This window comes from Mesorhizobium sp. M7A.F.Ca.CA.002.15.2.1, assembly GCF_003998715.1.
GTDB classification, from domain to species: Bacteria; Pseudomonadota; Alphaproteobacteria; order Rhizobiales; family Rhizobiaceae; genus Mesorhizobium; species Mesorhizobium ciceri.
This window is the reverse complement of the sequence record NZ_RZPI01000116.1, coordinates 1-10,729: the sequence shown is the minus strand read 5'-3', so window position 1 is coordinate 10,729 and position 10,729 is coordinate 1. Positions and strand designations below refer to the sequence as shown.

Annotated in this window: 12 protein-coding genes; 5 read left to right on the top strand and 7 right to left on the bottom strand. The window is 63.2% G+C overall.

What is annotated here, in order from left to right; all coding sequences use genetic code 11:
* A partial coding sequence (locus tag ENZ74_RS09655; protein WP_164760983.1) for an ATP-binding cassette domain-containing protein occupies positions 1–713 on the bottom strand: 713 nt, incomplete at its 3' end.
* A gap of 220 nt (positions 714–933) precedes the next feature.
* On the opposite strand from ENZ74_RS09655, the gene ENZ74_RS09650 reads away from it, so the two are divergent.
* On the top strand, positions 934–1,953 hold the full coding sequence (locus tag ENZ74_RS09650) for a LacI family DNA-binding transcriptional regulator (RefSeq protein WP_013528458.1): 1,020 nt from the start codon (positions 934–936) through the stop codon (positions 1,951–1,953).
* A 33-nt stretch (positions 1,954–1,986) separates the two neighbouring features.
* On the opposite strand, the gene ENZ74_RS09645 is transcribed toward ENZ74_RS09650, so the two are convergent.
* The 3 genes from ENZ74_RS09645 to ENZ74_RS09635 all read right to left on the bottom strand — a co-directional run bounded on the left by ENZ74_RS09645 (position 1,987) and on the right by ENZ74_RS09635 (position 5,405).
* On the bottom strand, positions 1,987–2,988 hold the full coding sequence (locus ENZ74_RS09645; protein WP_063169731.1) for an LLM class flavin-dependent oxidoreductase: 1,002 nt from the start codon (positions 2,986–2,988) through the stop codon (positions 1,987–1,989).
* Positions 2,989–3,056: 68 nt separating this feature from the next.
* Positions 3,057–4,226, bottom strand: a complete 1,170-nt coding sequence (locus tag ENZ74_RS09640) for an AI-2E family transporter (RefSeq protein ID WP_013528460.1) — start codon at positions 4,224–4,226, stop codon at positions 3,057–3,059.
* 117 nt (positions 4,227–4,343) lie between these two features.
* On the bottom strand, positions 4,344–5,405 hold the full coding sequence (locus ENZ74_RS09635) for an LLM class flavin-dependent oxidoreductase (protein WP_013528461.1): 1,062 nt from the start codon (positions 5,403–5,405) through the stop codon (positions 4,344–4,346).
* 278 nt (positions 5,406–5,683) lie between these two features.
* Here ENZ74_RS09635 and ENZ74_RS09630 point away from each other — a divergent pair, with 278 nt between their 5' ends.
* Positions 5,684–6,112 (top strand): DUF6481 family protein, encoded by a 429-nt coding sequence (locus ENZ74_RS09630; protein ID WP_013528462.1) that lies wholly within the window; start codon positions 5,684–5,686, stop codon positions 6,110–6,112.
* A gap of 138 nt (positions 6,113–6,250) precedes the next feature.
* Here ENZ74_RS09630 and sugE read toward each other — a convergent pair whose 3' ends face one another.
* Both sugE and ENZ74_RS35690 read right to left on the bottom strand, forming a co-directional pair.
* Complete coding sequence (gene sugE / locus ENZ74_RS09625; RefSeq protein ID WP_013528463.1) at positions 6,251–6,565, bottom strand: quaternary ammonium compound efflux SMR transporter SugE; 315 nt, start codon at positions 6,563–6,565, stop codon at positions 6,251–6,253.
* A gap of 205 nt (positions 6,566–6,770) precedes the next feature.
* Positions 6,771–6,896, bottom strand: coding sequence for a hypothetical protein (locus ENZ74_RS35690; protein ID WP_013528464.1), 126 nt, complete (start codon positions 6,894–6,896; stop codon positions 6,771–6,773).
* A 312-nt stretch (positions 6,897–7,208) separates the two neighbouring features.
* Between ENZ74_RS35690 and ENZ74_RS09615 the strand changes: the two genes are divergently transcribed.
* From ENZ74_RS09615 to ENZ74_RS09605, 3 genes are all read left to right on the top strand, one after another.
* Positions 7,209–8,018 (top strand): transglutaminase family protein, encoded by an 810-nt coding sequence (locus ENZ74_RS09615; RefSeq protein ID WP_027161100.1) that lies wholly within the window; start codon positions 7,209–7,211, stop codon positions 8,016–8,018.
* 128 nt (positions 8,019–8,146) lie between these two features.
* Positions 8,147–9,112, top strand: a complete 966-nt coding sequence (locus tag ENZ74_RS09610) for a cation diffusion facilitator family transporter (protein WP_013528466.1) — start codon at positions 8,147–8,149, stop codon at positions 9,110–9,112.
* 61 nt (positions 9,113–9,173) lie between these two features.
* Entirely contained in the window at positions 9,174–9,578 is a 405-nt protein-coding gene (locus ENZ74_RS09605) for a GFA family protein (protein WP_013528467.1), read from the top strand.
* A 20-nt stretch (positions 9,579–9,598) separates the two neighbouring features.
* Here the strand turns inward: ENZ74_RS09605 and ENZ74_RS09600 are convergent.
* A partial coding sequence (locus ENZ74_RS09600; RefSeq protein WP_164760982.1) for a DNA recombination protein RmuC occupies positions 9,599–10,729 on the bottom strand: 1,131 nt, incomplete at its 5' end.

Genomic DNA, 10,729 nt, shown 5'->3' with positions numbered 1-10,729 from the left:
ACAGGTACATGGCGGCCGTCGCGAAACACGGTGACGCGGCTGGCCAGATGCATGACCTCGTCGATGCGGTGCGAGATGTAGACGATGGCGACACCGCTCTCGGCAAGCTGGCGGATGATGCGGAACAGCCGCTGGCATTCGGCCGGCGACAGCGCCGAGGTCGGCTCGTCCATGATCAGGATGCGTGCCGACATCGACAGCGCCTTGGCGATCTCGACCAGCTGCTGCTCGCCGACACGCAGGGCACCGACGCGGGCTTGCGGATCGAGCTCGATGCCGAGCCGCTGCAACAAAGCGCCCGCCGCGCGGCTGCTTGCCTTGCGGTCGACAATCAGCCCGGCGATCAGCTTCTCGCGGCCAAGGAAGATGTTGTCGGCGACGCTGAGTTCGGGCACCAGGTTGAGCTCCTGATGAATGATGGCAATGCCGGCATCCTCGGCGTCGCGTACGCCAGCGAAATTGACAGGGTGGCCATCGACGCTGACCGTGCCTTCATAGCCGGTGTAGACGCCGGAGAGGATCTTCACCAGCGTCGACTTGCCGGCGCCGTTCTCGCCCATCAAGGCATGAACCTCGCCGCGCCGCAGCTCGAAGCCGACATCGACCAGGGCGGCGATGCCGCCGAAGCTCTTGGAAATATGCTCGGCGCTCAGAACGGTGTCCGACCGATCGGCAGCGCCGTGCTGCGGGGAAAGGGAACTGCTCTCTCGCATGACAATGGCGGCCTCCCTTCCGTCGTCGTCAACTTCCCGCAAACGCTAATCTAAACGTTTCGATCATGTCAAGCTGATATGAGGTACCGCATGTTTACTGCATTTCGATTCTTGCTAAAAAGGACAGGATTCCGTACGTATTGGCCGGCAAGGGTGGCGAAACGTTTCGAAAATGACAGCATCAGGGCAAAAAAAACACCGGAAATCCACCGCGCCCACCATGCTTCATGTGGCTGAAGCGGCGCGTGTTTCTGTCGCCACCGTTTCGGCGCTGATCAATGGCACGGCGACGGTCAGTCCGGAGCTTAGCCAGCGCATCGAACAGGCGATCCGCGATATCGGCTACAAGCGCAACGCGATCGCCCGCAGCCTGAAGATGGGCACGACCCGCACGATCGGACTGACCGTGCCGCACATCACCAACCCATTCTTCACCGATGTCGTCTCGGTCATCCAGCAGGCCTTCGACCGGGCCGGCTATGCCGTCATGCTGTGCTGCACGGACGAGGATTTGAACACCCAGGACGATCAGATCAAGCTGCTGCTCGACCGCATGGTCGACGGGCTGATCGTGGCGCGCGTCGGCGACGGCGCGATCCTCAAGCGGATCGTCGACGACGCCAACGTGCCGGTGGTGCTGCTCGATCGTATCTGCAAAGGCGTCGACACCGATGCCGTGGTGCTGGACAACCAGCGCGCGGTGTTCGACGCCATCACCTATCTGATCAATCTCGGCCACCGGCGCATCGGTTACATCACCGGCACGTCGGACATTTCGCCGATGCATGACCGCATGGCGGGATATCGCGAGGCGCTTCACGCCGCCGGCCTGCCGATCGCGGAGGAGCTGATCCGCTTCGGCAATTTCCACGAGATCGACGGCTACAACGCGACCATGCAGATGCTGTCCTCGCACGATCGGCCAAGCGCGATCTTCTCGGCCAACAACCCGATGGTGATCGGCACCATGAAGGCGATCCGCGACATCGGCCTGTCCTGCCCGGAAGACATTTCAGTTGCCTGCTTCGACGACTTTCCATGGTCCGACGTGTTTCAGCCGCAGCTGACCACCGTCGCGCAGCCGGTGCAGGCGATCGGCGAACAGGCGGCCAATCTGCTTCTCGACCGTCTCGCCGGCAACAGGGACGCGCCGCCGCGCAAGCTTTTGCTCAAGGGCCGGCTGATGATCCGCAATTCATGCCGCCCGCTCGGGGCGATTGCGCAGAGCGTGAGCGCATAGTTTTTCGCCCAGCATATATCGTACCAGAACTTGTCAGGCCGCCTGCGACAGCGATTTGTGCGCCTCGGCCAGGATCTCGAACGACCGCACCCGCGCCGCATGATCAAAAATCTGCGCGGTGACCATCAGCTCGTCGGCGCCGGTGCGGCGCACGAAAGCATCGATGCCTTGCCGCACCGTTTCCGGGGAGCCGACGACGGCGCAGGACAATGCCTGGCCCAGCATGGTCTTTGCCATCGGATCGAGATCGCGGTCATAGTTCTCGACAGGTGGCGGCAGCCGTCCGGCCCGGCCGGTGCGCAGATTGACGAAAGCCTGTTGCAGCGAGGTGAACAGCAAACGAGCCTCGGCATCGGTGGGCGCGGCAAAGACGTTGAGGCCAAGCATGACATGCGGCTTGTCGAGGTGCTCGGAGGGTTGGAAGCGCGAGCGGTAGACATCCAGCGCGTGATCCAGATCCGCCGGCGCGAAATGCGAGGCGAAGGCATAGGGCAGGCCGAGCATGGCGGCAAGCTGCGCGCCGTAGAGGCTGGAGCCGAGGATCCAGACCGGCACGCCCTGGCCTTCGCCGGGCACGGCACGGATGCGTTGGCCTTCCTCGGCCGGCTGGAAATAGCCCATCAGCTCGACGACATCCTGCGGGAAATTGTCGACCCCGGCCTCGAGATTGCGGCGCAAGGCGCGGGCGGCACCCATGTCGGTGCCGGGCGCCCGGCCGATGCCGAGATCGATGCGGCCCGGATGCAATGCGGCCAGCGTGCCGAACTGCTCGGCAATCACCAGCGGCGAATGGTTGGGCAGCATGATGCCGCCGGCGCCGACACGAATGGTCTTGGTGCCGCCCGCGACATGGGCAATGACGACGGCTGTGGCGGCACTGGCAATACCCGGCATGTTGTGATGCTCGGCCAGCCAGAAACGCTTGTAGCCCAGGCGCTCGGCATGGCGGGCAAGATCGAGCGAGTTGGCCAGCGACTGCGAGGCATCGCTGCCTTCGACGATCGGCGACAGGTCGAGAACGGAAAGAGCGGTCATGGGTGGGATCCTGTGTCAGGACCGCATGTAGGAAGCATCCGGCGGCGCCGCAAATTCAAAAATATTGATCAGCCTTTGACAGCTTCGGGGTCGGCGATGTCGTCCTCCTCGACGACAACCGCGTGCTGCGCGGCGAGAAAATTGCCGACATGGCTGAGCCCATCGAAATGATCGCAGAACACCTTGATGACGACCAGCAGCGGCACCGCCATCAGGGCGCCGACGAAACCCCACAGCCATGACCAGAAGGCGATGGCGATAAAGATCGCCACGGCGTTGATCTCGAGGCGCCTGCCGACCACCATCGGCGTCACGAACTGGCCTTCGACGATGTCGCACAAGATCACGAAGGCCGGCGCCAGAAGCGCGTAGAAGATGGTATCGAAGCTGATCAACGCCATGACCGTGACAAGCACGATGGTGATCAGTGCTCCGACATAGGGCAGGAAATTGAGCAGGGCGGCAGCAACGCCCCAGACCAGCGGATTGGGCACGCCGAGCGCCCAAAGACCGAGAGCGATGACCGTGCCGAGGCCGGCATTGATGATGGTGACGGTGAGCAGATAGTGCGAGATTTCGCGTTCGACGTCATAGACGACGCGCAGCGCCCGCTTCTTTTCGCTGAGGCTGGCGAAGGACTGGATGATCTTTTCATAAAACATCGTGCCGGAGGCGAGCAGGAACAGCGACAGCACGAAGATAATGGTGAGGCCTGTTCCCGCCGACAGGATGTTGCTGGCGGCCGCCGACAGGATGCCGGACTGCGCCACCGCCACCTTCTGAATACCGGACTCCTGCGAGGTCTCGGTCAGTTGTTCGATCTGATGCGAAATCTGCATGATCTTCTCGAGCGGCTGTCGCAATTGCGCCAACCGTTCGGTGAGCTTCTGGCCGATCGACGAGGTGTTGTTGATAAGATCGATGATCGGGCCACTGAGCAGATAGCCGGCGGTGGCGAACACACAAAGGGACAACAGCACCAGAAGGGTTGCCGAGATCACTTCCGGGATACCGTGCTTGCGCAGCAGCCGGACGATCGGCGTCAGCGTCAGCGCCAGCAGGAAAGCCAGAAGCACTGGCATGAAAAAGGCGCGGGCGAAATAGAGCGCGTAGATGGCCATGAAGAGAAAGATGCCGATCAGCAACGAGCGCATCAGACGCGTGTCGGCGCGAGCCGCGACGCGCGAATCCGGTTCATCGGAAACGTCCTGTCCCCAGGCTGTGGGTTCGGTTTTCATGGTCACCCCTCAAGCCGGCGCCCCTTCGCACGGCAATCGCCTCCATGAAACGCAGAGTTACGGGCGAGGGTTCCATGAGCCGGCTTCGGGATTGAGGCCGCTCGCGCCGGCTCCGGGTCAGGCTGCCGGCGACGTGACGGCTGTGGCGGGCTTGGCTGTTTCCTTGCGCACGATCGGCGCCACCCTGGTGCCGTAGAGTTCGATCGCCTTCATGATCTTGGCGTGCGGCATGGTGCCGATCGCCATCTGCAGCAGGAAGCGGTCATTGCCGAAGATCTTGTGCTGGGCGACGATCTTTTCAGCCACTTGCTCGGGACTGCCGACGAACAGGGCGCCTGTGGGGCCGCGCGACTGGTCGAAATGCGCCCGCGAGGTCGGACCCCAGCCGCGCTCGCGGCCGATGCGATTCATCACTTCCGCCTGCGGGCCGTAGAAATCGTCCGCCGCCTGCTCGGTCGTCTCGGCGATGAAGCCGTGCACGTTGATGCTGGTGGCAAGGCCCGCCGGATCACTGCCGGCGCGCTTGGCGGCTTCGCGGTAGAGATCGAACAGCGGCGCGAAACGCGCCGGCTCGCCGCCAATGATGGCGAGCGCCAGCGGCAGGCCGAGCGCGCCAGCGCGGGCGGCAGACTGCGGCGTGCCGCCAATGGCGATCCAGACCGGTAGCCTGTCCTGGAAGGGCCGGGGATAAACGCCGCGATCGTTGATCGGCGCACGCAGATTGCCCGACCAGGTGACCTTCACGCTGTCGCGGATGGCAAGCAGCAGATCGAGTTTTTCGGCGAACAGCTCGTCATAATCCTCGAGGTTGAAACCGAACAGCGGGAAGGATTCGATGAACGAGCCGCGCCCGGCCATGATCTCGGCGCGGCCGCCCGACAGAAGATCGAGCGTGGCAAATTGCTGGAAAACGCGCACCGGGTCATCGGAAGACAGAACGGTGACCGCGCTGGTCAGCTTGATGCGCTTCGAACGCTCGGCCGCCGCGGCCAGGGCCACGACCGGTGCGGAGGCGGCATAGTCGGGCCGGTGATGCTCGCCGAGGCCGAAGACGTCGAGGCCGACCTGGTCGGCCAGCTCGATCTCCTCGATCAGGTTGCGCAGCCGCTCATGCGGGCCGATGGCACCGGGGCCCGGCTGCGGGCTGACGTCGGCGAATGTGTAGAGACCGAGTTCCATTTGATGTCATCCTGGTGTTGGGTTTTCGGGTTAGACGTAGCGACGCCTCAGCCGCGCCGCCAGTGGGGCGGACGGTGAACAGTGCATGTCGGTTTCGGCTCTATCTCTTCGTCGCCATTCCGGACGGAAAACCGCTTCACACTTTTCCTGGAATTGCTCCAAAGGCGTCTCCCGAGTGCAACAGCCGACAATTTCATGGCTGCCATGCCGTTTTGGCGCTTGAACTCTCGGTTTTCGCGCGTATGTAAGCGTCGCGAATTGACTTCAGGGAAGTGGACTTGGCTATCTACAGGGAAAAAGACGTTTTCGAGCGGCGCAATGCCGCAAACGAGGCAAAGAAGGCGCTCCTCGAGCGCTTCAAGGCAAAGCCGGCGGCGGATGATCCCGCAGTGCTGGCGCGGCAGGCTGAACGCAAGGCTATCCTTGCGGCCCGCGAAATCCGCGAGGCCGAAAAGGCCCGGCTGAAGCAGGAGAAGCTGGCACGCGAAGCGGTCGAGAAGGCCGAGCGCGAGGCAGCAGCCGAAGCGGCACGTATCGCCGCCGAGGAAGCTGCACAGGCCGAGGCCAAGATTCGGGAATCCGAAGAGAACGAGCGCATCGCCCGTCTTCTGGCCGACGAAGCCGAACGCAAGGCCAAGCGTGACGCGCGTTATGCGGCACGCAAGCAGCGTACCGGCAGGACGCCTCCGGGCTTCTCCGCCCGCTAGCTCTCGGCTACGGAGCAATCTGCTTCGAGAACCAGGGTCGCCTCGCAGCGGCCCTGAACGTGTTTGTCCCATGCATGTCGCCCTGGTCCCGGCTCTGGGAGGACGACATGCGCAAACCAAGAGACCTAAGCGTTACCGTCAGGCGGCGAACTTCAGCCCCATGATGCCGCAGACGATGAGCGCGATGCAGGCCAGCCTGATCGCGGTGGCCGGTTCGCCGAGCAGCCAGATGCCGAGCAGTGCCGTACCGACGGTGCCGATGCCGGTCCACACCGCATAGGCGGTGCCGACGGGCAGCGCCTTCAGCGCCAGGCCGAGCAGAGTGAGGCTGACGACCATCGAGGCAACGGTCAGCACGGTCGGCACCAGCTTCGAGAAGCCATCGGTGTATTTGAGGCCGATTGCCCAGCCGATCTCGAACAAGCCAGCGAAAAAGAGAAGAATCCACGACATCGACAACGCTCCATCAGAGCATCGGACCGAAAAGTGACTTCGGCGTCCGACGATCAGTCAAACAATGGCGGGTCGTCCCGTCCGGATTTGGGGAAGCGCGAGGTCGCCCCCGCCACGCCAATATAAGAATTTCGGGCGCTCGATCAACAGCGACCGGCAACAAGTGTCGCCGGCCGTAATCTTATTGCGAAGTGGATCGCCGGACCTACTTGTCCTTGAGCTTCATCGCCTTGACCGGCGGCGCCTTCAGCGCCGGAGCCGGAGCGGGCTTCTTGGCGTCCTTCTTCGGCTTGCGGGCTTCCTTGCCTGCCTTCATCGCACCTTTAGCCATGATTCGTTCCTCCTGATGTGAGAAGCCAAGTGAAACAAGAGAACCGCCCGACCGCAAGGGGTTAGCGACTGTTGCCGCCGACAGCGGATCGCTTTCAACCGGTTTCTAGAGCAATTCACCGTTTCGCGGAAACAGTGAATTGCTCTAACTCTTTGTTTTGACGCAATTCCGGACGGAAAACCGCTTCACACTTTTCCTGGAATTGCTCTAATTTGCTCGTAAACCATGGCGGTCCGTGCCATGGTCATTTTCGCACTGCAGCATCGACCCGAGCTTCGCCGGGTGATCGTCAGGCAGGCCGTCAGGACGACAATGCGAATCCACATCGGCTGCGAGATGAGCTTCGACTTTCCGCAGGAAACGCCGCTCATCGCGATGCTGAATGTGCACTATTCGCGGGCCTCCGATCTCGAGCGGCCGGATTTCCTGATCTCCAATCCGCCGGTGCCGATCGAAAGCTATCGCGACAGTTTCGGCAATTGGTGCAACCGGCTTGTCGCGCCGCCCGGGCGCTTCACCTTCGGCACCGACGCGGTGATCCGCGACCCCGGCACCTTCGAGATGGGCGACCTGATGGCCTGGCAGCACGAGGTGCGCGACCTGCCGGCGGACACATTGCTGTTCCTGCTGCCCAGCCGTTTTTGCGAAAGCGACCTTCTGGCTGACGAGGCGTGGCGGCTGTTCGGCAACACGCCGCTGGGTATTCCGCGCGTGCAGGCGGTCTGCGACTTCGTCCACAGCCACATCGTCTTCAACTACGGCAATGCACGGCCGACGCGCACCGCGGCGGAAGCCTATCGTGAACAGAGCGGCGTGTGCCGCGACTACGCGCATCTCGCCGTCACCTTCTGCCGGGCACTCAACATCCCAACGCGCTATTGCACCGGCTACATCAGCGACATCGGTATGCCGAAGCCATGGGCAAGCATGGATTTCTGCGCCTGGATGGAAGTCTATCTCGGCGGCCGCTGGCATGTCTTCGACCCGCGCAACAATGCACCGCGCATCGGCCGCATCCTGATCGCCTCCGGCCGCGACGCCGCCGACGTGCCGCTGACCCATATTTTCGGCCCGGGAACGCTTGCCGGCTTCAAGGTGTGGACCAGCGAGATCATCGAGTAGTCGCCGTTTTCCATAGACCGGATCTCTCATGGCCGCTGCCGTGGACGACCCGACATTCGCGCGGTGTGATGCCTGTGGAGCTTTAGCGGCCTGGCCGCTAGACTGCGCCTTGAACGGGGGCAAATGCCATGGCCGGGCACGGCGGCTCAAAAAAGGTGATCTACGCGGCGCTCGCCGGCAATCTCGCCATCGCGCTGACCAAGTTCGCCGCCGCCGCCTTTACCGGCAGTTCGGCGATGCTGTCGGAGGGCGTCCATTCGCTGGTCGATACCGGCAATGGCGGCCTGCTGCTCTACGGCATGCACCGCGCCGCTCGCCCTGCCGATCGCACGCATCCGCTCGGCCACGGCCGCGAACTCTACTTCTGGAGCTTCATCGTCGCGCTCCTCGTCTTCGCGCTGGGCGCCGGCGTGTCGTTCTACGAAGGCGTGGTCCATATCATGGCGCCGGAGCCGGTCGCCAACGCCAAGGTAAACTATATTGTTCTGGGCCTTTCCTTCCTGTTCGAAGGCAGTTCGTGGTGGGTCGCCCTGAAGGAGTTTCGCCGGCAGAAGGGCAGGCAAGGCTGGCTGCAGGCCGTGCAGTCGAGCAAGGATCCGAGCGTCTACACCGTGCTGTTCGAGGACAGTGCGGCACTTCTCGGCCTGATCGTCGCTTTCGCCGGCATATTGGCAGCGGAACTGCTGGAGATGCCGGAGCTCGACGGCGCCGCCTCGATCGGCATCGGACTGATCCTTGGCGCGACCGCGATCTTCCTGGCCCGCGAAAGCAAGGGCCTGCTGATCGGCGAGCCGGCGTCGCCCGAGGTGCAGATGAAAGTGCTGGCGATCGCCCAGCAGGATCCGGCGGTGCAGCGGGCGAACGGCGTCCTGACCGTCCATATGGGGCCGACAGAGATCGTCGCCGGGCTCAGCATCGAGTTCGAGGACCATTTGACGGCGCCCGAGATCGAAGCTTGCGTCGAGCGCCTGGAGGCGCAGTTGAAGAAGGAAATGCCGGAGATCACACGGCTGTTCGTCAAGCCGCAGACGTCAGGCACCTGGGAGCAGCGACGCAGGCTGATCGATTCCGCATCCGATCCTGCCCTGGACTAAAACCGTGCCATTGCCTCACGGCCTTGCGCCGCTAGATTGAAGGGGCTTTGGAGGAACGAAGATGAGAATAGACGGCGGCTGTCATTGTGGCGCCATCACCTACGAGGCGGAGGTCGATCCGGAAAAGACCACGATCTGCCACTGCACGGATTGCCAGCAACTGACCGGCACGGCTTTTCGCCTTACGGTTCCGGCGCCGGAAAGCAACTATCGCATCACCAAGGGCACGCCGAAAATCTACATCAAGATCGTGGCGAGCGGCGCCAAGCGCACCCAGGCCTTTTGCGCCGACTGCGGTTCGCATCTTTACGCCACGTCTGTCGGAGATGGTCCGAAGGTCTATGGAATTCGCGTGGGGACCGCGCGGCAGCGCCAGGATTTGATCCCGACACAGCAGAAATGGCACCGCTCGGCGCTGCACTGGCTGCCTGAATTTCAGGGCATGACCACGTTGGAGGAGCAGTAGCGCCGGTCCGGCACCGCGCCTCAATCGTCGCCTTCGACGACCCTCAGCCTGAGCTGCCCGGTTTTCGAATCGGCAACGCGCGCGCCGGTATCGACCTTGGCGGCGGGAGCCCGTGACGCGGCGTCTACGGCGGCATCGCCGTCGGGCTGCGCGCCGAATTCCAGCGCCTCGATCTTCTGGCCGCGCTTGGTGACCTTCGACGTCGAAACCAGTATGTCGTCGATGTCCTTGGCCGACTGGCCGAAATGCACCTGCAGCTTGCGCACCCGCTCATCGACACGCGCAACATCCTCCATCAGCCGGATGACCTCGCCCTGGATCAGGTGCGCCTGTTCGCGCATGCGGGCATCCTTGAGGATCGCCTGGATGACCTGGATCGACAGCATCAGCAGCGACGGCGAGACGATGACGACGCGCGCACGGTGCGCCTTGTGCACGATCGCCTCGAAATTCTCGTGGATCTCGGCGAACACCGATTCCGACGGCACGAACATGAAGGCAGTGTCCTGCGTCTCGCCCTGGATCAGGTATTTTTCCGAGATATCGCGGACATGGATCTCGATGTCGCGGCGGAAGGCCTGCGAAGCTGCCTTCTGCAGATCGGCGCCATCGGCGGCGCGGATGGCGTTCCAGGCTTCCAGCGGAAATTTTGCATCGATGGCCAGCGACGGCGCGCCGTTCGGCATCTTCACCAGGCAGTCGGGCCGGCTGCCGTTCGACAGCGTCGCCTGGAACTCATAGGCACCGTGCGGCAGGCCGTCGGCAACGATCGCCTCCATGCGCGACTGGCCGAACGCGCCGCGCGTCTGCTTGTTCGAGAGGATCGCCTGCAATTGCACGACCTGGCCGGCGAGCGACTGGATGTTGCCTTGCGCGACGTCGATGATCGCCAGCCGTTCCTGCAATTTGGCCAGGCTCTCATGCGTGGATTTGGTCTGCTCGGTCATGGTCTGGCCGAGCCGGCCGGTCATGGCGTCGAGGCGTTGGCCGATCGATTGCGTCAGTTCCGCCTGCCGTGCGCCGAACACTTCCGCAATGGCGCCCATGCGGCCCTGCATTTCGGCCTGGCTTTGCAGAATGCCGGCCATCCGCACTTCCGCATCGCGGGCATGATCGGCGGCTTCCGCGGCCGCCACGGCGCGCGCCTTGGC